Source organism: Comamonas sp. SCN 65-56, assembly GCF_001724135.1.
Classification (GTDB): domain Bacteria; phylum Pseudomonadota; class Gammaproteobacteria; order Burkholderiales; family Burkholderiaceae_C; genus Comamonas_C.
Genome location: NZ_MEDS01000002.1, coordinates 88,889 through 109,611, shown reverse-complemented (window position 1 = coordinate 109,611; position 20,723 = coordinate 88,889). Strand labels below are relative to the sequence as shown.

General features: G+C 63.1%; 17 protein-coding genes, 1 tRNA gene and 4 pseudogenes. 10 read left to right on the top strand and 12 right to left on the bottom strand.

Features of this window, described 5'->3' with window-relative positions; genetic code table 11:
- Positions 1–2,191: conjugative transfer ATPase (locus ABS45_RS01950; RefSeq protein WP_291552387.1), on the top strand; the 2,191-nt coding region annotated here is incomplete at its 5' end.
- A 15-nt stretch (positions 2,192–2,206) separates the two neighbouring features.
- Positions 2,207–2,998, top strand: coding sequence for a thioredoxin domain-containing protein (locus ABS45_RS01945; RefSeq protein WP_060853403.1), 792 nt, complete (start codon positions 2,207–2,209; stop codon positions 2,996–2,998).
- Between the two features lie 29 nt (positions 2,999–3,027).
- Here ABS45_RS01945 and ABS45_RS01940 read toward each other — a convergent pair whose 3' ends face one another.
- Both ABS45_RS01940 and ABS45_RS01935 read right to left on the bottom strand, forming a co-directional pair.
- On the bottom strand, positions 3,028–3,510 hold the full coding sequence (locus ABS45_RS01940; protein WP_060853402.1) for a helix-turn-helix transcriptional regulator: 483 nt from the start codon (positions 3,508–3,510) through the stop codon (positions 3,028–3,030).
- Positions 3,511–3,570: 60 nt separating this feature from the next.
- Positions 3,571–3,882 (bottom strand): HU family DNA-binding protein, encoded by a 312-nt coding sequence (locus tag ABS45_RS01935; protein WP_060853401.1) that lies wholly within the window; start codon positions 3,880–3,882, stop codon positions 3,571–3,573.
- Between the two features lie 212 nt (positions 3,883–4,094).
- On the opposite strand from ABS45_RS01935, the gene ABS45_RS01930 reads away from it, so the two are divergent.
- From ABS45_RS01930 to ABS45_RS01910, 5 genes are read left to right on the top strand one after another with little or no spacing between them, the layout of a single operon-like run.
- Positions 4,095–4,532 (top strand): TIGR03757 family integrating conjugative element protein, encoded by a 438-nt coding sequence (locus ABS45_RS01930; protein ID WP_060853400.1) that lies wholly within the window; start codon positions 4,095–4,097, stop codon positions 4,530–4,532.
- Positions 4,532–5,479 (top strand): TIGR03756 family integrating conjugative element protein, encoded by a 948-nt coding sequence (locus ABS45_RS01925; protein WP_060853399.1) that lies wholly within the window; start codon positions 4,532–4,534, stop codon positions 5,477–5,479. The genes ABS45_RS01930 and ABS45_RS01925 overlap by 1 nt, the downstream gene beginning before the upstream one ends.
- Before the next feature lie 10 nt (positions 5,480–5,489).
- Positions 5,490–6,872, top strand: coding sequence for an integrating conjugative element protein (locus ABS45_RS01920; protein ID WP_060853398.1), 1,383 nt, complete (start codon positions 5,490–5,492; stop codon positions 6,870–6,872).
- A 5-nt stretch (positions 6,873–6,877) separates the two neighbouring features.
- On the top strand, positions 6,878–7,237 hold the full coding sequence (locus ABS45_RS01915) for a hypothetical protein (RefSeq protein ID WP_060853558.1): 360 nt from the start codon (positions 6,878–6,880) through the stop codon (positions 7,235–7,237).
- A 15-nt stretch (positions 7,238–7,252) separates the two neighbouring features.
- On the top strand, positions 7,253–8,773 hold the full coding sequence (locus ABS45_RS01910; RefSeq protein WP_066116405.1) for a conjugal transfer protein TraG N-terminal domain-containing protein: 1,521 nt from the start codon (positions 7,253–7,255) through the stop codon (positions 8,771–8,773).
- A gap of 17 nt (positions 8,774–8,790) precedes the next feature.
- On the opposite strand, the gene ABS45_RS01905 is transcribed toward ABS45_RS01910, so the two are convergent.
- Genes ABS45_RS01905 through ABS45_RS01895 form a run of 3 tightly spaced genes read right to left on the bottom strand, consistent with a single transcriptional unit; the run spans position 8,791 to position 9,919 of the window.
- On the bottom strand, positions 8,791–9,165 hold the full coding sequence (locus ABS45_RS01905) for a DUF3742 family protein (protein ID WP_060853396.1): 375 nt from the start codon (positions 9,163–9,165) through the stop codon (positions 8,791–8,793).
- Positions 9,166–9,191: 26 nt separating this feature from the next.
- Positions 9,192–9,650, bottom strand: coding sequence for a type II toxin-antitoxin system YhaV family toxin (locus tag ABS45_RS01900; protein WP_060853395.1), 459 nt, complete (start codon positions 9,648–9,650; stop codon positions 9,192–9,194).
- The gene (locus ABS45_RS01895) at positions 9,650–9,919 is read right to left on the bottom strand and encodes an AbrB/MazE/SpoVT family DNA-binding domain-containing protein (protein WP_291552378.1); all 270 of its coding nucleotides are present in this window, start codon (positions 9,917–9,919) and stop codon (positions 9,650–9,652) included. Before ABS45_RS01895 ends, ABS45_RS01900 begins: the two co-directional genes overlap by 1 nt.
- 313 nt (positions 9,920–10,232) lie before the next feature.
- Between ABS45_RS01895 and mobH the strand changes: the two are divergent.
- A pseudogene (gene mobH / locus ABS45_RS01890) lies at positions 10,233–11,144 on the top strand (MobH family relaxase); the annotation flags it as partial.
- Here the strand turns inward: mobH and ABS45_RS01885 are convergent.
- Positions 11,139–11,375 (bottom strand): annotated as a pseudogene (locus tag ABS45_RS01885) (transposase); the annotation flags it as partial. The pseudogenes mobH and ABS45_RS01885 sit on opposite strands and share 6 nt — an antisense overlap.
- A 510-nt stretch (positions 11,376–11,885) precedes the next feature.
- On the opposite strand from ABS45_RS01885, the gene ABS45_RS01880 reads away from it, so the two are divergent.
- Positions 11,886–12,776: a LysR substrate-binding domain-containing protein gene (locus tag ABS45_RS01880; RefSeq protein ID WP_291552397.1), complete on the top strand. Its 891-nt coding sequence runs from the start codon at positions 11,886–11,888 to the stop codon at positions 12,774–12,776.
- Between the two features lie 23 nt (positions 12,777–12,799).
- Here the strand turns inward: ABS45_RS01880 and ABS45_RS01875 are convergent.
- Positions 12,800–13,085: pseudogene (locus tag ABS45_RS01875) on the bottom strand (helix-turn-helix domain-containing protein).
- A 102-nt stretch (positions 13,086–13,187) separates the two neighbouring features.
- On the opposite strand from ABS45_RS01875, the pseudogene ABS45_RS01870 reads away from it, so the two are divergent.
- Positions 13,188–13,825, top strand: a pseudogene (locus ABS45_RS01870) (substrate-binding domain-containing protein).
- 42 nt (positions 13,826–13,867) lie between these two features.
- On the opposite strand, the gene ABS45_RS01865 reads toward ABS45_RS01870, so the two are convergent.
- The 5 genes from ABS45_RS01865 to clpP all read right to left on the bottom strand — a co-directional run bounded on the left by ABS45_RS01865 (position 13,868) and on the right by clpP (position 20,663).
- On the bottom strand, positions 13,868–15,802 hold the full coding sequence (locus tag ABS45_RS01865) for an integrase arm-type DNA-binding domain-containing protein (RefSeq protein ID WP_060853388.1): 1,935 nt from the start codon (positions 15,800–15,802) through the stop codon (positions 13,868–13,870).
- Between the two features lie 225 nt (positions 15,803–16,027).
- A tRNA-Gly gene (locus ABS45_RS01860) sits at positions 16,028–16,103 on the bottom strand.
- 72 nt (positions 16,104–16,175) lie between these two features.
- Positions 16,176–18,605 (bottom strand): endopeptidase La, encoded by a 2,430-nt coding sequence (gene lon / locus ABS45_RS01855; protein WP_291552376.1) that lies wholly within the window; start codon positions 18,603–18,605, stop codon positions 16,176–16,178.
- An 87-nt stretch (positions 18,606–18,692) separates the two neighbouring features.
- Complete coding sequence (gene clpX / locus ABS45_RS01850) at positions 18,693–19,958, bottom strand: ATP-dependent Clp protease ATP-binding subunit ClpX (protein ID WP_291552373.1); 1,266 nt, start codon at positions 19,956–19,958, stop codon at positions 18,693–18,695.
- Between the two features lie 96 nt (positions 19,959–20,054).
- Positions 20,055–20,663, bottom strand: coding sequence for an ATP-dependent Clp endopeptidase proteolytic subunit ClpP (gene clpP, locus ABS45_RS01845; RefSeq protein WP_291552370.1), 609 nt, complete (start codon positions 20,661–20,663; stop codon positions 20,055–20,057).
- Positions 20,664–20,723: the final 60 nt, after the last annotated feature.

Here is a 20,723-nt window from a genome sequence, read left to right as displayed (position 1 = left end):
CCTGTGCGGCGGCCTGGCGAACGCCGGCATCCAGGCCCGGCGCATGGTCGCGGCCGACGTCCACGACTGGCTGCTGCGGTGGTTCAACCCGCGCCCCACACTGCTCGGGCCTAGGGCCGAGGACCGGGAGCGCTTCTATGCGCTGGCGCGCTATCCAGACGAGACCGAAGACGGCGAGATTGAATTGGTGAGCGGGCGAGATTTCAGCCAGCGGCTGTTCTTTGGCCAGCCGCGCTCCGACGTGGCGCATGGCACCTGGTATTTCGACGGCATGCCGCACCGCGTGCTGATCACCGATCGACTGCGCATGCCGCCCGGCACGGGGCACCTAACCGGCGAGATCCGCAAAGGGGATGCCATCAACACGCTGTTCGACCAGATGCCTGAAGACACCCTGATGTGTCTGACGATGGTCGCCACACCGCAGGATGTCCTCGAATCGGACCTCAACCACCTGGCGAGAAAGGCCGTCGGCGAGACGTTGGCGTCGGAGCAGACGCTCAAGGACGTGCACGAGGCCCGCTCCCTCATCGGCAGCGCGCACAAGCTCTACCGGGGAACGCTGGCGTTCTATTTGCGCGGACGCGACGAAGCAGAGCTGGACCGGCGCGGACTGGATCTGGCGAATGTGATGCTCAACGCCGGCCTGCAGCCCGTGCGCGAGGACGACGAGGTGGCACCGCTCAACAGCTACCTGCGCTGGCTGCCGTGCTGCTACAACCCCGGCCAGGATCGCAAGAAGTGGTACACGCAACTGATGTTCGCGCAGCACGCGGCGAACCTGTCGCCGGTGTGGGGCCGCGCCCAGGGCACGGGGCACCCCGGCATCACGATGTTCAACCGCGGCGGCGGTCCGATCACCTTCGACCCGCTCAACCGCCTGGACCGGCAGATGAACGCCCATCTGTTCCTCTTCGGCCCGACCGGCTCCGGCAAGAGCGCCACGCTCAACAATCTGCTGAACCAGGTCACGGCCATCTACCGGCCGCGTCTCTTCATCGTGGAGGCTGGCAACAGTTTCGGCTTGTTCAGTGACTTCGCCAGGCGCCTGGGTCTGACGGTCAACCGCGTGAAGCTGGCACCCGGCTCGGGCGTGACCCTGGCACCATTCGCCGATGCACGCCGGCTGATCGAAACGCCCAGCGACGTGCAGACGCTCGATGCCGATGCGCTGGACGAAGACCTGCCCCCCGATGCCTCGGCCATGGAAGCGGACGAGCAGCGCGATGTGCTGGGCGAGTTGGAGATCACCGCGCGGCTGATGATCACGGGTGGCGAAGACAAGGAAGAAGCCCGAATGACCCGGGCCGATCGCTCGCTGATCCGCCAGTGCATTCTGGATGCTGCCGAGCGCTGCCACGGCGAGAGTGCTGAGAAGCGCACGGTGCTCACGCGCGACGTGCGCGATGCGCTGCGCGCGCGGGGCAACGACAGCACGCTGCCCGAGATGCGGCGCGTGCGGCTGCTGGAAATGGCGGATGCGATGGACATGTTCTGCCAAGGTACGGACGGCGAGATGTTCGACCGCGACGGGACGCCTTGGCCCGAGGCCGACATCACCCTGGTGGATCTCGCGACCTATGCGCGCGAAGGCTACAACGCGCAGCTCTCCATCGCCTACATCAGTCTGATCAGCACGGTGAACAACATTGCCGAGCGCGATCAGTACCTGGGCCGCCCGATCATCAACGTCACCGATGAGGGGCACATCATCACCAAGAACCCGCTGCTCGCGCCCTACGTCGTGAAGATCACGAAGATGTGGCGCAAGCTCGGCGCGTGGTTCTGGCTCGCGACGCAGAACATCGACGACCTGCCCCGCGCCGCAGAACCCATGCTCAACATGATCGAGTGGTGGGTGTGCCTGTCGATGCCGCCGGACGAGGTGGAGAAGATCGCGCGCTTCCGCGAACTCTCGCCCGCACAGAAAGCGCTGATGCTCTCCTCCAGGAAGGAGGCCGGCAAGTTCACCGAGGGCGTCATCCTTTCCAAGAGCATGGAAGTGCTGTTCCGCGCCGTGCCGCCGAGCCTCTATCTCGCGCTCGCGCAAACCGAACCCGAAGAGAAGGCCGAGCGCTACCAGCTCATGCAGCAGTACGGCATCAGCGAACTGGAAGCAGCGTTCAAGGTGGCCGAGAAGATCGACCAGGCGCGCGGCATCGAATCGCCAGCGCTGGACCTGCCGCAGTGATCGCCGGAGCGTGCCATGAAGCAGAAACGTCCTTCCATTCCAGTCCAGGTGCAAGCCTTCCGCAGGCGCCCGCGCCGGTGGCATCGCTGGCATCGCTGGCATTGGGCCCTGATCGCCGGGCTGGTCGCGGCGCCGCTGATCTGGCTCATGTTCAGGGCGCCCGGCGAGCCCGCACCGCAGCCTTCGCCCCAGGCCAGCATCACGCAGGAGGCCGATCCTCCCTGGCGGTTGGGCAGTCCGGAGGCGCGTTTCAACATCATCTTCTACGCCGATCTGGAATGCCCGTACTGCAAGGCGTACGCACCGCAGCTTCGGCAGTGGATCAATGCACACCGGGACGTGAGCCTGCAGTGGCACCACATGCCGCTGTCCATCCATGAACCCGCCGCGAGCCAGGAGGCGCGCCTGGTCGAATGCGCCGGCCAGGCCACAGGACACGAGGCGTTCTGGACGGCGGTCCAGTGGGTCTATGCCAACACGCGCGGCAACGGCCAGGGCGTGGCGGACCTGGAGGCGTTTCCCGGCATGTCCGAGGATCTGAAGGCGTGCATGCGCAGCGAGCATTCCGCGCGGGCCGTGCAGGCACAGGCAGGGGAAGCCACTGCGTCGGGCATCACGGCGACGCCTTCGCTGCGACTGGTCGATCGCACGAGCGGCAGGAGCCTGGTGCTGCCTGGCCCGGTGCCGGGCGATTCACTGCTGTCGGCGATCGACATGCTCGTCACCCGCGATCCCGGCGAAGCCAAGCCCACGGATTCCGTGGACCCACCAGCCCACGCCGACGGCGATGGCGACATGCCGCGATAGCCAACCTGTCGGAAGGCGATCCGCGGCCTTCACTCCGGAATCTGCCTGCGGGCTTCGCGCACGCCCATCTGGAGCACTTCGCGCACGCGCACGAGTTGCGCCTCGCGAGGCGTGACCCGACCGGTTTCCCATTTGTAGACGCTCAGCGACGACACGCCGAGCAGCTGCGCCATCTCTTTCTGGGTCATGTGAAACGCCTGCCGCTTGGCGACCAGCGCCTCATGGCTGAAGACGAACGCGCGGCCTCTTCGGTTCGCAGCCGCCGGCGTCCCTGCGGACGAATCCGGGGACTGCCGCCGGGGTTGTTGGCGCTCGGCCGCTGTCAGGGATTTTTGCAATGCCTTGGCCAAGCTGCGCACCTGCCCTGCCAAGTCCTTGAGGTCGCGCTTGAGCGTCGCGATCTCTGCGCGCTGGTTCGTTGCCGTCTTGCGCAGGGAGCTCATCTCCCCCTTGTTCTCTTTGCGCGCAATGCGCGCAACTTCCGATCGGAACGATTCAGAGAACGCAGTCATGGTCGATAGCACCGTCGCCGGTGGATTGGGTGGAGATCAATCGGAGTATCCATGGCGGGCTTACTTGCCAGCCTTCTCGGCCTTGCGCTTGGCGGCCTTAGGATCGACTACGGCTTTGAACTTGGCGCCCGCAACGAATTTCGGCACGGTCGCAGCCGGGATCTTCAGGGCGGCTCCGGTGGACGGGTTCTTGCCGCTGCGCGCCGCGCGCTTGGCGGACTTGAAGGTGCCAAAGCCAACGAGTTGAACGGCGTCGCCTTTCTTCACGGCCGTCTGAACGGTGTCGATCAAGGTCTCGAGAACCGCATTGGCAGCAGCCTTGGACAGGTCGTTCTTGGCAGCGAGGATTTCAACGAGTTGGACGCGATTCATATCGAAGGTATGGTTTGAAGGTTGCGGTCCTCGGTTTATATCCGATCGCAAACTGCGCCTTTCCTTCCAACAGCGCCTGCAGCAGCTCTGCGGTCAAGCCGCATGTGTTGTCACCAGGACCAATAGGGGCACGCCGCGCTGCGCATTGTTCATGGCCTGCAACAGCGCTTTGATTTGGACTACCGGGGTCATCCATCTTTTGGAACCCCGCCATGCTCCCCTTCGCGTCCACGCATCCACGTACGTCCAGACCCGCGTTGGTCTTCGCGGCGACTCTACTGTGGTCGGGCGCTTCCGTCGCCCAGGAAATCTGGGCCATCACCGAGTCCGGAGCGCCGCTGCAGGGTACGCACTCACCCACGCGCGTGATCGAGCTGGATGCAGCCCGACGCATCGAGGCGGAACTGGCGGCGGGCTTGCCCAATGATCTGCAACAGGCCGAGTCCATCCTGCGCCGTCGCCTGAAGGCAGGAGGTCCGTCCCTTCAACGCCGTCTGCAAACTGCCTATCAGGGCGTCGCCGATGCCTGGAGCCTTGGCATCACAACCCTCCCGGCGGTCGTGGTGGACCAACGCTACGTGGTCTATGGCGAGGCCAACCTGGACCAGGCGCTGGCACGCATCGCCCGATACCGCAAGGAGCACCCGTGATGCATCGTCCATTCGACCTTCCCCGCCGCTTGCGCGTCGCCGTGGCCTCGTTGCTGCTGGCCAGCGCGACGGGCAGCTACGCCTTGAACACCGCCACCATCGTCTCGTCCGTCATGTCGCCGGACTGCCTGGAGTACCGGGTGGTGGGCATCTGCTACTGGCTCTACTGCACCTGGACAGGCTGCACGGTGCGCACGTCCGTCAAGGTGCGCCATTACGTGCCCGATGCGGTCGTCTCCAGCTACAGCAACACTGGAGAGAACCCGTGGACGGAGGTGCGCTCGATGAGTCCGCCGAACGCTTCCGCCGAGGCTGGGGGCGACGGCACGACCAACGAAGATCACGAAAACAATCTCGCCAAATTCAAGAACGCGGACGTCATCGGCCATCCGGGCGGACAGGTGATCAGTGAGTTCGCTTCGTCGTCGGGTTACTTCTGCGAAGGCGCAGGCACGGCCTTCATGCCGTATCTGCTCAGCACCCTGGACACACTGGCCTGGCGCTACAACGTGCCCGAGATGGCCTACCCGGAAGCGCTGGTCCCGGGCATGCGCGAGATCGGCGCGCGCTCGACCTTGAACCTCTGGGGCAATGTCTATCCACGCGGCGGTTTCCTGCACCAGACGGACGACCACAAGGCCGGTGCCGTGGTGGCCCAGCGTGCGGGCGATGTCGTCACGCGCCGCGGGCAGTTGCACGTGTACCAGCCGCTGCTCGCGAACTCGCGGCCCGGCTACTGGCCGGCTGGCGAACTGGTCGAAGGCGACGCCTCGACGGGCAAGTGGCAGGAACTCACACCCGTCCTGTCCTCGTCCTGCACGGTCTTCCCGCGCAGCGGCACCCTGACGCAGGCCCAGCAAGGTGATTACGCCTGGGCGCTCTGGCGGCCCTATGCCTGCTGCGAACGCCGGGGCCAAGTGTTCCTCGGCAGCGTCGATTTCCAATGAGGGGACGGCGATGAAGCGTCCTGAACTGACGAACCTCTCCACCAAGGTGCGCCGCCTGCTGGCTGGTGCGCTCGCCCTGTGCTGCGGCCTGGCGTTGGCGCAGCCTGTCGGTTTCCAGGCCAGCGGCCCCGTCATCGGCGATGACGTCATGTACTCGATCGGCGGCGGCAGCGCGGTCTCCATGGGCCGTGCGGCCGGCATGCGCTCGATCGGGGTCGGCGTGGGCTGGAACAGCAACCTGATCTGCGGCGACATGAGCATTCAGACCACGCTGCGCAATCAGCTCAACGGCATCACGAATGGATTTCAGCAGATCATGGGCAACGTGATCCAGAGCGCCACGAGCGCCGTGGCATCCCTGCCTGCGCTGATCATCCAGCGCGCCGATCCGGGCCTGTACAACTTGCTGACCAATGGCGTGCTGCAGGCGCGGCTGGACTTCGACCGCTCGAAGCTGACGTGTCGCGCCATGGCCGAGAAGATGGCCGACACGGCTGGCGGCCAGTTGGGCTGGAGCCAGATGGCCGAAGGCATGGCGCTGCGTGATGCGGTTGCGAGCACGGACGCCGTGTCGGCCATCGAGCAGGCCGAAACGCGCCGCGGCAACGACGGCGTGCCCTGGGTGGGCGGCAGCAATGCCGGCGGCGCGGGCCAACCTGCCGTCCGGGTGGTCGGCGACGTTACCCGCGCGGGTTACAACCTCGTCAACGGCCGCGGCGTGACCGACACGTCGTCCATCTCAGCAGCCAGTTGCGCGAGCCTGTCGTGCCAGACCTGGACCTCGCCGCAGCAGGCGATCGAATGGGCGACGCGGGTTCTCGGGGAACAGGTGCAGCGCACGTGCGACTCCTGCACCAAGACCGAGACTGTGCCCGGCGTCGGACTGACGCCGCTGATCCAGGAGGAGTACGAGGCGAAGCTGGAAACCTTGCAGGCGCTGATCTCGGGGACGCGCAACACGACGTTCGAGAACCTGCGCACGGCCGGCAGCAGCTCGCTGCCCATCACGCGCGGCGTGATCGAAGCCCTGCGCGACGAGCCGGACCAGGATCTGCTGGCACGGCGCCTGGCATCGGAAGTGGCGCTGTCCTCGGTGCTGGAGAAGGCCCTGTTGCTCCAGCGGACCCTGCTGACCGGCAAGAAGGAGCCCAACGTGGCAGCCAACCAGTTGGCCGTCGAGGCGGTGAACCACGAGAGCAACACGCTCGATCAGGAGGTCCGCAACCTCAAGACCGAACTGGAGCTGCGCCGCGAGCTGGCCAACAACTCGCCGATGGCCATCATCCAGCGCCACGGCACCCGCGCCGCCGGCTCGCGCGGTATCTATGAGGGCGATCCGGTGCCCGACCGCCTCGACCAGTTGCAGAGGGGCAACCCGGGAGGCCGGCCGTGAGCCCGATGCGTGCGACCTGGCTGCACCCACGCTGGCTGTTCAGCCGGCGTGCGGCGAAGGCGTTGCTGTGGACGGTGGTGCTTGTCGCGGCTGCCGTGGGGGCCAACGTCGTCGGCATCTATCTCGTCGGCAGCGTTGCCGGCTGGGAGCAGTGGCTGACCGCAACCGCGGGCTACTTCCTGGTGTGGCGGCTGTGCCTGTACGGCGCGACGGCCTCCGGATGGATCTGGATGCGCCGCCGGCTGCTCGCGCGCGAGGACCAGAACGGCGCAGACAGGCAGGCGCGGCGCCGCCTGGTGCGCAGCGAGATCGCCGGTGTCGTCGCCATCATGGTGCTGGAAGCCAGTCTGCTGATGCAGGGCTGAGGGGAGATTCAGGCCATGACGCTTTTGACGACCGACTACCTGGAGTACTACCTCACCCTCGTGTCCTGGATCGTCCATAACGGGATCTGGGCCGTGCTGGTGTCCAGCGGGGTGTTTGCGCTGCCTTTCGTCGCGATCATCGTGCAGGAATGGCTCAAGGCCCGCTCCGAAGGCGCGGACGAAGGCAACAAGGGCGTGCTGTCGGCTGCGCGCATCGAGAACCGGGTGTTCGTCGCCATCGTGGTGGTGATGTTCGCCGGCATCCCTTTCATCGACGTCGATCTGAACACCATCCGGTACGACAGCTCACGCTCGGCGCAGTGCCAGGTCAGCGTGCCGCAGCCGACCGACACAGGCTGGTCGCAGTCCTTCTCGACGCTCAACAACCAAAGCGCCAAGCTGCCGGTGTGGTGGGCCTTCATGCACGCGCTCTCGCGTGCGGTCACGGGTGCTTCCGTGGCGGCGATCCCTTGCGGCACTGATTTACGGCAGATGAGGATGGAGATCGACGCCACGCGCATCGACGACCCCGTGCTGGCTCAGGAGGTCGCTGATTTCACGCACGACTGCTACGGACCGGCACGCGCCAAGCTGTTCATGCAGCGCCCGCAACTCGACGAGGCGCAGATGCATGATGTCACCTGGATCGGCTCACGCTTCTTCACGGACACAGCCGGCTTCTACGACAACTATCGGTCGAGCACGCCGCGCGATGACTGGCCTTATGACAGCAACCGTGATGCTGGGCTGGCTCAGATATCCAGCGGCGGTGGCTATCCGACCTGCAGGCAATGGTGGGCCGACGGTAGCAACGGCCTGCGCGCACGACTGCTGGGCCAAGTGGACCCGAGCCTGCTCACGCGGCTGGCGGGCTGGGCCGGGTTCCTGAGCCGCGCCGAGGTGGACGACTCCGTGATCCGCACCATCGCGTCGCCGAGGCAACAGAAGTTGAACCAGGGTAGCGTCTATACGGACTACGGGGGCCAGATCGACAAGACCTTGCCGAACGTCATCACGCGCGCGGCCGGCGACGTAGGCATGGCGATGGGATCGATGGGCTTTTTCCCGGCTATGGACGTGGTGCGTCAAGCCCTTCCAATGGCCCTATCACTGCTCAAGATGGCCTTAGTCATCTGCATTCCATTGGTGTTGGTCATCGGGACCTACGAGCTGAAGGCAGTCATCACAATCAGCGTCGTTCAGTTTTCCTTGTTCTTCGTCGATTTCTGGTTCCAACTCGCACGCTGGATCGACAGCACCATCCTCGATGCGCTTTATGGTTGGGGCTTCGGGTGGAACCGCCCGCACTCAAACTTCGACCCTGTAATGGGGTTGAACAATGCCTTTGGAGACATGCTGCTCAATTTCGTGATGGCGACGATGTTCCTGGTACTTCCTACGTTCTGGATCGGTGCGCTCACCTGGGTGGGCGTCCGTGCTGGCGCGATCGCCAATACCTTCGCCACTGCAACAAAAGATGCAGGCAGCGCGGGAGGTAAAGGAGCTGGAACCATCTCAGGCGGCAAGCTCAGGTAATCAATGCACCTTCGGTATCAGTCGTCTTGGTACATCTCGTGGGATGTATCGTTGTGTAGGTTGGGATCGTAGCCTGGTGCAGCCCGCAATTCCTCGATGGTCGGGTACTGCAACTCGTAGTCATATTCAGCGGGATGTTGCTGATCCATTGCCCACCCCGCCGCCGCCACCCCCAGCAACACGACTGCGAACCAGAAGGCGACGTAGAGCAGCAGTCCCAGCGCAGCCAGCTTGACTATCCATAGCAGCGCGGTAGCACCAGCCACCGGCATGCCCTTGGAGACCAGCCATCTCGGCACTCGGCGCTCACCGCGCGCATAGGCACGCCATCCACGGCCGAAGCTACGGCCAAGCCGTTCCGCGGTGCTGATGCGTGTTGTCGTCGTGCTCATGGTCGTCTCCTGCTACATGGGGATAGCTATTCCAGTTTGCTCCAGTTCTGCTTGCTTGCCCGCACCAGTGCGTTCCAATCGTCTGGCGGATTTCCGCGCCCGAGCATTTTCTCGAACACGGCATAGGGGTCTGACTTACTCCCGGAAGACCGCAGAGTTTGCTCATCGTTGACCCAGGCGTAGACGATGACTTTCGCCTTGGAGTCGTACCGGAAGAACAACCGGAACCGCCTCCCGATCTTGGCCCTTCGCCAGTGGCGGTGGGCAGGCCCCAGGGTGTTGCCCTGGCGGTATTCGTCGCGTGCGGGATCACCGGGCACCACATCCATCATCAACTGGCTCAAGGCCCGAAAGAGCTTGACGTTGGCGTTGGACTCGAATCCCTTCGGGTCGTTCTCCTGCGCTCGTCGTGCGGCCGCATGCAGCTTCTGCAACTGCTCGATCACGCAGTCGTGAAACAGCAGCGCCCAGCCATGCCGTTGCATCAGAGTTCCACTGCCCCGTCGATCTCCTCACCCAGGTTCACATCGTGACCTGCATGCTCCAGCATGGCGCGAGCCAGATCCTCGGGCAGGCCCTGGATGTTCCGACCCGCTTCAATGTCGCGCGCCAGCAGGCTGAGGAAGACTTCGCTGCCCCGCAGGTCGAACGCGAGCTTGCCGCCGACATCGACACCGAGCGCCTGACGGATGGGCTTGGGCAGCGTGATCTGGCCTTTGGAGGTGAGCGTGGCGATTTCGTGGATGGCAGGCATGGCGACTCTCCTGATTACGATGTCTGAATCGTAAGGAAAATTCCTTACGTTGTCAATGTGGGGCCTCATGGCGTCCTCCCGGGTCCAAGAATCGGCCCATCGTAGGGTGGGAACAGCCCGCCTTCACGCATCAATCCGACCGCCTGCACCCCACATTGACGATGGACGATCGATGCGCCGCACCCTATACCCAAATGGTTAAAGGCCAAAGGGCCAAAGGGCCGAAAGGACAAGGGAATGGGGCGCAAGAGGAAAGGCTCTACCTCGAAAAGGCAAAAAGGCCTCCCGGTCGGCCCGCCAACAGAGGACATACATGCTCTCACTGTTCCAGCGAAAACGGGCCTCGGTCGCCGCCGCTCCACCGCCAACCCCCGTCACCAATCCCCCGAAAGGGCTGCTGCGACCAGAACCGGCCGCATCTCTGCTGGCGACGCCACGCCGACAGAAGCTGCTGGAACACATCTGGCAGCGCACGTCGCTGTCGCGCACGCAATTCACCACCTTGTACCGCGCGCCCCTGGAGCGCTACGCCGAACTGGTCCAGCAATTCCCCGCGTCGGAGAGCCACCACCATGCCTACCCGGGCGGCATGCTGGACCACGGCCTGGAGATCGTCGCCTACAGCCTAAAGCTGCGGCAGTCCCATCTGCTGCCCATCGGCGCCAGCCCCGAAGATCAAGCGGTGCAGTCCGAGGCCTGGACCGCCGCTGTCGCCTATGCCGCTCTGCTGCACGACATCGGCAAGATCGCCGTCGATCTGCACGTCAAGCTGGTCGACGGCAGCACCTGGCACCCGTGGCATGGTCCACTGCACCAGCCGTACCGATTCCGCTACCGTGACGATCGCGAGTACCGACTACACAGTGCCGCGACGGGACTGCTCTACCACCAACTGCTAGATGCCCATCTCCTGGACTGGCTCAGTGGCTATCCCGCCCTATGGGGGCCGCTGCTGTACGTACTGGCCGGCCAGTACGAACACGCCGGGATACTGGGCGAACTTGTCGTGCAGGCCGACCGCGCTTCGGTCGCCCAGGAACTGGGTGGTGATCCGGCCCGCGCCACGGCCGCGCCCAAGCATGCGCTGCAACGCAAGCTGCTTGATGGGCTGCGCTACCTACTCAAGGAAGAGTTGAAGCTGAACCAGCCCGAGGCCTCCGATGGCTGGCTCACCGAGGACGCGCTATGGCTGGTGAGCAAGACGGTCTCCGACAAGCTACGCGCGCAACCGCGCAATCTCCGCCTGCTCGGGCGTGACCGTCAGTGTTGTGGCCTTGCCTTCGGACCTCACCTCCAACTGGCCCTTCGCATCGGCCCGCACCCAGTTCGTCAGGCTCGCCTTGGGCATGCCCAGCGTCGTGGCCACGGCCGACGCAGCACGCCCGGCCTTGACCTGCCGCACTGCCTCCTGCTTGAACTCCAGCGTGTACTTCGCTCTCGTTTGCTTCTCGTTCAATTCATGCTCCCCTCCCGGCATTCTCCGGGCTGGGGCTTATGCACTCCAAAGGTGCGACAGACAAGCACCGTCACTTACTGGTACTGGTCACGACGGACACACCCACTAATCCGAACTCAAAACGGAACGGCTGTGCGACGCGGGTTCAAGGTTTTGGACGCCTGGACACACTTACAGGACGCTTGGAACGACAGATGACGCAGAGTGCCTTAAGGCCATTCCGCTCCACGGATGCACGTCGTTCGATGTGCGTGAGGTATGTGAAGGCGGGGTAGGTTAGCCCCCTTGCCCATACATCCGCTGCATAGCTTTTATGTCTTGGTCGTGGATGTTCGACGCATAGGGAATCTGGGAGCATCCGATGAAGCGGCCGGAGGCTAACTGGTAGTTGCTCAGCCTAATCTCATTGGAGGCCATTACCCCGCCCCTACCAAAGAAGGACGCTTTGGGTCGATGGAAAGCGCCTCTTCCAGCCTGGCGAAGGCGATTACCTTACCAAGGAAAGTTGAAGTGGAATTGAGACACCTTCGCTATTTTGCCGTCTTGGCAGAGGAACTTCACTTCAGCCACGCGGCTGAGCGCCTACATATCGAACAACCGCCATTGTCCCGAGCGATCAAAGAACTGGAGGAGGATCTGGGGGTTGTTCTCTTCGATCGAGACCGCAGAGGGACGAAGCTGACTGCAGCTGGATCCGCCTTCCTGCAAGATACCCGCCGGCTGTTCACCGTTCTCGAACAGGCGCGAGAGAATGCTAAGGCCGTCGCAGCAGGTGCGCGTGGCAGCCTGCGTATCGCGGTCTCCGATGGTGCGACCGATCCTCGGTTCTCGGAGTTCTTGGCCCGTTGCCGAGCCGAGGAACCGGAAATCGAAGTACGCCTGTCCGAAGTTCCGTTGGCGGACCAGTTGCGCGGCCTACGCTCTGGCGACTTCATGATCGGCTTCGCGCACACAGCAGATGTCGGCGAGGGCATCATTGCCGAGCCGATTTGGCGAGATCCCCTGGTAATAGCCGTGCCGGCCCGGCACGAACTGCTCGCTCATAAGGAAGTGCCCCTCCATGAGCTCGATGGCCATCCGCTCGTCTTGTGCGACCCACGGGTCTGCGAGGGCTACTGCCGCGTATTGGCACGACTCCTTGGACCTCTGGAACACCGGCAAAACGTCGTTGAACGTGCGACCCCACTGGAGATGATGCTCACGCTGGTCGGTGCCGGTTATGGTGTCGGCTTCATGGCAGCAAGTAAAGTACCAGTCAGCCAGCGGCCCGATGTCGTAGTCCGCCCCTTGGCCGTGGAATCGGCGGTCATTACGACCTATTTACTCCGATCCGACAGCGGCGATGTGACAGCCTCACTGGAACGATTTATTTTTCGCCTGCGCGAAGGTTTGGGCACTTAATTCGCGGAAACCAGCCCTAAGACTCAGCAGCGGAGCTGCATGTTGTGCTCGGTCGCGGCCATCAGTTCGGTGCCGCTTATCTTGAGCACGGCTGCAATTTTCAGTACCAAGGCCAACGCGGGTAAGTGTTCCCCCCGCCCAATCTTGCCCATATGCCAACGCTCAACTCCGGCTAGTGCGGCCAGTTCTTCCTGAGCAACACTCAGTTCCAAGCGAAAGGCGCGCACAGCGTTGCCGAACGCCAAGGCTGGCTCGGCTTCATATCTGGTTGTGCTTGGGGCGACCCCATTGAACTGCACGCTTCTGCATTAGCAGAATGCGTTGAACAGTCACTGAAATTTAACCACGTTAAATTTAACCCATGCGTATCACATTGGCTTGTTTTGACCAACTTTCTCCTTGGGTGCTCTCATGCACGACGCCACCAATTCTTCCCCCGGTTTCAGGCTTGCGGTAGCGCCGGGCGTACCTTCATCACAACTATCAGCGCTTTTGGCGCGGCAACGCGCGGAAGAGCCAGACGTCACTCTCACTTTCTTCGAGGTTTCAAGTGACGTTTTGCTTCAGGGCCTTCATGAAGGCCGCTACGACGCAGGGATGTCGCTTCAGGGGATCAGCGACCGGCCCTCAGCACGCAACCCGTGTGGGCCGAGAACATGGCCGTAGCCATGCCGCCGCGGTTTTTCTTTCTTGACCAGGAGAAACTCACCATCGCCGATCTCCAAGCGTACCCCGTCTATCGTTGGCAGGCGGAGGCTTGCCCCCTGCTGGATGAGAGGCAGGCCTCCCTCATGCCGGTGGATCAGAACAACATACAGTGGGTGACTTCGTTCGAGATGGCGGCACTGTGGGTTGCCGGCGGATACAGCGTTGGGCTATCTGCGCAACCGCGCATCGCGCGTGCTCACGGGTTGGGAATCCGCATGCGACCGCTCGTTGGTGGCCCCTACCCGGTCGTGACGTACCTGCAACGAGCCTACGCGCGTGCTGATCCCGTTGCTGAGCGGTACGAGCGCAGAGCGCTGCAAATTGGTTCGCGTAGTGGGTGACCCCCGGGCGCCTCACCCCGACCATGGGTTGAAGCGCAAGGGTTAGGCCCCTTCAAAGACCACTGTGCTATCCACCAGCCGACGGGCGCTCTGCCCCACATCCTCAGGGATGGGCCGCGGAGCAACAGTCTCGGGCGCATCCGCATGGTGCCGGTAGTCGCCCATGATGACCCGGACAATCGCGGGCACGTTGGTCATCGTGACCGCATCAATGGCCGCGCGATCACCCAGGTCCGGGTGCGGCTGGGTCAGCATGCGGTACAGGTCCCACGAATCCGCGTGCGGGCGTTGGTTCATGAGCACCTGCGCCAGCTTGTGCTTGAGCGGCACCAGTTGCCAGTCGGGAACGCGCTGCCCGCGGTTGCCCAAACTGATGGATAGCAGCTTGCCGGCCTTCAACTCGCGGTTGATCTGATCCTTGGACTTCCCAGCCAGCTTGCCGAACAGCGGCACTGGCAGACAGCTCGGTGACTCGTACATAGCAAGCATTTCCTCGCGCTCGCGCTGAATTGCGGACACTTCCGGTTCCGGCGCCCGCGTGGGCGCCGGAGGCACCTGCGACAGTCGCTGGAACGTGCTTCCGGCGTCGTTCGGAGTCACGACGATGGGAGCAGCCACTACAGGCGGCACAGAGCCTTCAGGGAACACAGCGGCGGCGGCAACAGGCTCGTCTTCTGCCATCGCCGGCACCCCTTCGATACGAATGGTGAGGTGAGCACTGGCGGCTTCCACCTGACCCTGCTCGAGCAGGTCGAGGCGATCGGCCCAGTCCTGCATCATCCGACGTCGCGGTTCTACGTACTTGGCGTGGTTATAGGCCGAACTCACCTTGTTCGGGTCGGAGTGCGAGAGCTGAGCGTCCACCCAAATCTTGGGATAACCGATCTCGTTGAGCGCCGTCGAGATGGTCCCGCGGATGCCGTGGCCGGTCAGTTGGTCCTCGTAGCCCATCCGCTTCAGGGCGGCATTGAGGGTGTTCTCGCTGACGCGCTTCTTAAGTTCGCTGCGGTGTGTGAGCAGATGAACCTGGGCGGGCCGCATCACCCCCAAGAGGTAGCGCACGATCTCGATGGCCTGAAGGGACAGCGGCACGATGTAGGGCGGCACGTCCTGGGGGCGCTTGCCGGCCTTGCGCATCTCGTCCTGAAGCTGCTTGACGATCTGCGGCGGGATGATCCACAGGCCGCGGTCCAGGTCGAACTGATCCGGGGTTGCCAGCCGCAACTCACCGGTGCGCACACCGGTCAGGAACAGTAGCCGGATGCCGAGCTGGGTTTGCCAGCCACGCGGGTTGTAGCGCCGGAGCTTCTGGAGGAAGTTTGGCAGCTCGGGCAGATGCAGGTACGGGTTGTGGCTCACCGGGGGCTTGGGCTCCGCCACCACATCCAGGTCGGAGGCCGGATTGGCTTCCAGCCCCTCGACGATCACGAGGGCATAGCGGAACAACTGACTCAACCAGGTGCGGACCTTTTCTGCTGTGGTGAAGGCCTTGCGTTCCTCGATCCTTGCCAGGACGCCCAGAAGCTGGGGCCGGCGAATGTCGTAGATCGACATCTTGCCAAGGGTGGGCAGCACGTCCTTGCCGAAAATCCGCAGGATCTGCGAGAGGGTGCTTTGGCGACCTTCCTTGAGTTCCTTGCGGCGATGCTCGACCCAGGCATCGAAGACGGCCTTGAAGGTGTAATCGGCCGCCAGCTTGACCGCGTGCCGCTTCTGCTTGCGGTCGGTGTGGGGGTTGATGCCCTTGGCCAGGAGCGCCCGGGCTTCGTCGCGCAAGGTACGCGCTTCGCGCAGGCCGATCTCGGGGTAGTTGCCCAGGGAGATGCGCTTTTGCTTGCCGAGCCAGTAGTAGCGCAGGTGCCATGATTTGCCGCCGGTAGGGGCAACCACCAGGCCGAGGCCATCGGTGTCGGGGAGGCTGTAGGCTTTGTCAGCGGCCTTGGCTTGCCGCACAGTCAGATCAGAGAGTGCCATCATCGAAGCTCCTAAGTCTTGGACTTAGGCCCGATGCTGCTGGTCATCCCGATCCAACCCCAGCAAGAACCCGGCACCGGAACCACCCGTATTCTTTGGCCTTGTTTTTGGCCTCAAAAACGCTGGCTGTCGGTGGATTTCCGTGGCTTTTGCTGGAATGAAAAAAGGAGCCGAAGCTCCTTTTTTCAACGACTTACAGACCCCAGTGGAAGTCTGTAGATCATAAATTGGAGCGGGAAACGAGGCTCGAACTCGCGACCTCAACCTTGGCAAGGTTGCGCTCTACCAACTGAGCTATTCCCGCGTACTGCAAGGCGCTTGCCCTGCAGGAAGATTGCGATTATAGGGGGTTTTCAGCCCGCTTCGCAGCAATTTCTCAATGTTTTGTCGATCGGGCCGAAACAGGGGCCGGCGCCGCGGGTGCAACGGCCGCCGCCGCGGCAATTTCCTCTTCGGTCAATGGCACCGGCTTGCGCTCCAGCGCAATCTCCAGCACCTTGTCGATCCAGCGCACCGGGACGATGTCCAACCCCTTCTTCACATTGTCCGGAATTTCCTGCAGGTCCTTGACGTTCTCCTCGGGAATCATCACCGTCTTGATGCCACCGCGCAATGCCGCGAGCAGCTTTTCCTTCAGACCGCCGATCGCCGTCACTTCGCCGCGCAGCGTGATTTCACCGGTCATCGCCACGTCCGATCGGACCGGGATGCCCGTCAGCGCCGAGACCAGGGCCGTCGCCATCGCGATACCGGCGCTCGGCCCGTCCTTGGGCGTGGCGCCGTCAGGCACGTGGATGTGCAGATCGCGCTTTTCGAACACTTCGTCACGCAGACCGAGTGCGTGGGCGCGTGAACGCACCACGGTGCGCGCCGCCTCGACCGACTCCTTCATCACATCGCCCAGCGATCCGGTGCGCTGGATCACGCCCTTGCCCGGCATGGTGGCGACCTCGATGGTGAGCAAGTCACCACCGACCTCCGTCCATGCCAGACCGACGACCTGTCCGACCTGGTTCTTCTGCTCGGCACGACCGTAAGTGAACTTGCGCACGCCCAGGTATTCGGCCAGGCTCCTGGCATCCACTTCCACGCAGGGCTTGAGCTTCTTGAGCAGCAGGCCCTTGACCACCTTGCGGCAGATCTTGGAGAGTTCGCGTTCGAGCGAGCGCACGCCGGCCTCGCGCGTGTAGTAGCGCACGATGTCGATGATCGCGTCTTCGTGCACATGCAGCTCGCCATCCTTCAGGCCATTGCTCTGCATCTGCTTGGGCAGCAGGTAGCGCGCAGCGATGTTGGCCTTTTCATCCTCGGTGTAACCCGCCAGGCGAATGACCTCCATGCGATCAAGCAAGGCCGGCGGGATGTTCATCGAATTGGACGTCGCCACGAACATCACGTCCGAGAGATCAAAATCCAGCTCGACATAGTGATCGGCAAATTTGTGGTTCTGCTCCGGATCGAGCACCTCGAGCAGCGCGCTCGACGGATCGCCGCGGAAATCCATGCCGATCTTGTCGATCTCGTCGAGCAGGAACAGCGGATTTTTCGCACCCGCCTTGGTCAGGCTCTGCAGCACCTTGCCCGGCATCGCGCCAATATAGGTGCGCCGGTGCCCGCGGATCTCGGCCTCGTCGCGCATGCCGCCCAGCGCCATGCGCACGTACTTGCGCCCGGTAGCCTTGGCAATCGACTGGCCCAGAGATGTCTTGCCCACGCCCGGCGGCCCGACCAGGCACAGGATGGGCGCCTTGACCTTGTCCACGCGCTGCTGCACGGCAAGATATTCAAGGATGCGGTCCTTGACCTTCTCCAGACCGAAGTGGTCTTCGTTGAGGACCTCTTCAGCGCGAACCAGGTCCTGCTTGACCTTGGTCTTTTTCCCCCAGGGCAGGTCGCAAAGCACATCGATGTAGTTGCGCACCACGGTGGCCTCGGCCGACATGGGCGACATCAGCTTGAGCTTCTTGAGCTCGCCCTCGGCCTTCTTGAGCGCCTCCTTGGGCATCTTGGCGGCCTTGATGCGCTTTTCGATCTCCTCGATATCGGCGCCGTTCTCGCCCTCGCCCAGCTCCTTCTGAATCGCCTTGACCTGCTCGTTGAGATAGAAATCGCGCTGGTTCTTTTCCATCTGGCGCTTGACGCGGCCGCGGATCTTCTTGTCGACGTTGAGGATATCGACCTCGCGCTCGAGTTGCTCGAACAGGTTTTCCAGGCGCGGCTTGACCTCGGCGAGCGCCAGCACATGCTGCTTGTCCTCCAGCTTGAGCGGCATGTGCGCGGCGATGGTGTCTGCCATGCGGCCGGCATCGTCAATGCCGGAAATCGAGGTGGAGATCTCGTTGGGAATTTTCTTGTTGAGCTTGACGTACTGGTCGAACTGCTGCATCACCGCGCGGCGCAGCGCCTCCAGCTCGGCCGCCTTGCGCTCGGGCACCACAGGCACGGGCGCAACGCGCACCGTGGCGCTCGCATGGGTTTCACCTTCAGTGACATCCTGCAACTGCGCGCGCTGCTGCCCCTCGACCAGCACCTTCACCGTGCCATCGGGGAGCTTGAGCATCTGCAAGATCGTTGACACGCAACCGATGTCGAACAGGTCTTCGGCCTGCGGTTCGTCCTTGGCGGCGGCCTTCTGCGCCACCAGCATGATCTTGCGATCCGTACCCATCGCCACTTCCAGCGCCTTAATGCTCTTGGCGCGGCCGACGAACAGGGGAATCACCATGTGCGGGAACACCACCACGTCGCGCAGCGGCAGGAGCGGCAAGACGATGGCGGAATCCGGCGGGGGTGTCGGTCCAAGCATGGGCAATCCTCACAGACGGCCTTGCCGGAGCAAGACCAGAAAAAGAAAAGCGTGCGGCAGCGGCAACGCCGCCCGCACCGCTCAAAATCAAGCCTTCTTGGCCGCTTCGCGATAGACCAGCAGCGGCGCCTTGTCTTCCTCGATGGAGGACTCGTCGACCACCACCTTCTCCACATTGACGGCGTTGGGCAGGTCAAACATGGTGCCGATCAGCGATTGTTCAAGAATCGAGCGCAAGCCGCGCGCACCGGTCTTGCGGGCAATCGCCTTGCGCGCAATCGCCTTGAGCGCCGCCGGGCGGATTTCCAGCTCCACCCCCTCCATCGCCAGGAGCGCCGCGTACTGCTTGACCAGCGCATTCTTGGGTTCGGTGAGGATTTGCACCAAGGCATCCTCGGCCAGTTCGGCCAGCGCAGCCACCACCGGCATGCGTCCCACAAGCTCCGGAATCAGGCCGAACTTGATCAGGTCCTCGGGCTCGATGTCCTGGAACACCTCGGTCAATGAGCGCTGTTTCTTGCTCCTGACGGTGGCACCAAAGCCTATGCCCGAGGCCTCGGTGCGGTTCTCGATCACTTTTTCCAGCCCCGCGAAAGCGCCGCCGCAGATGAACAGGATGTTGGTGGTATCCACCTGCAAAAAATCCTGGTTCGGGTGCTTTCTGCCGCCCTGCGGCGGAACGCTGGCCATGGTGCCTTCGATGAGCTTGAGCAGCGCCTGCTGAACGCCCTCGCCGGAGACATCGCGCGTGATGCTCGGGTTGTCGCTCTTGCGCGTGATCTTGTCGATCTCGTCGATGTAGACAATGCCGCGCTGCGCTCGCTCGACGTCGTAGTTGCAGTTCTGCAGCAGCTTGCTGATGATGTTCTCGACATCCTCGCCGACGTAGCCGGCTTCGGTCAGCGTGGTGGCATCGGCCATCACGAACGGCACGTCGAGCTGGCGCGCCAGGGTCTGCGCCAACAGCGTCTTGCCCGAGCCGGTGGGGCCGATCAGGAGAATGTTGCTCTTGGAGAGCTCGACATCGTCCTTGCCCGCATGCTCCTTGTGGCGCAGGCGCTTGTAGTGGTTGTAGACCGCCACCGCCAGGGTGCGCTTGGCCTGCTCCTGGCCGATCACGTAGCTGTCCAGATTGGTCTTGATATCGGCCGGCGTGGGCAGGTCTGCGCGGCCGGTCTGGTTCGCGTCGAGCGCGGGCTGCTCATCACGAATGATTTCGTTGCACAGGTCAATGCACTCGTCGCAGATGAACACCGACGGCCCGGCAATCAGTTTCTTGACTTCATGCTGGCTCTTGCCGCAAAACGAGCAGTACAGGGTTTTTTCGCTGGAAGAGCCTTTTTTTTCGGCCATGGGGCAATGCCTTGGAACGCAGAACGTGAAGTGATGATACTCAATTGAAAACGGCGCTTCCCGCAGGGGAAACGCCGCCCTTGGAGCGCCAGGGAATCAGGAGCGCCTGGCGATGACCTGATCCACGATTCCGTAGGTTTTTGCCTCATCGGCGGTCATGTAGTAGTCGCGCTCGGTGTCGTGCACCACCTTGTCGTAGGGCTGACCGGTACGCTCGGCCAGAATGCGGTTCAACTGCTCCTTGGTGCGCAGGATGTCGCGCGCCTGGATCTCGATGTCGGTCGCCTGGCCGCGCGCGCCGCCCAGCACCTGGTGGATCATGACCTTGCTGTTGGGCAGGCAATAGCGCTTGTCCTTGGCACCGGCAGCCAACAGGAAGGCGCCCATGCTGGCGGCAAAGCCCAGGCACATGGTGGAGACATCGGGCTTGATGAACTGCATGGTGTCGTAAATCGACATGCCGGCGGTCACGCTGCCGCCGGGGGAGTTGATGTACAGCGAAATATCCTTGTCCGGGTTTTCGCTTTCCAGGAACAGCAGCTGCGCGACGACCAGGTTGGCGGTCTGGTCATTGACCTCGCCGACCAGGAACACCACGCGCTCCTTGAGCAGGCGCGAATAAATGTCGTAGGAACGCTCGCCGCGCCCCGATTGCTCCACCACCATGGGGATCAACCCCAATGCCTTCGTATCCTGTGCACTCATGCAGTTCTCCAATGAATCGCTGACTGTAGCCGCAAACAGATGGGGCCTGCACCGGCTGGT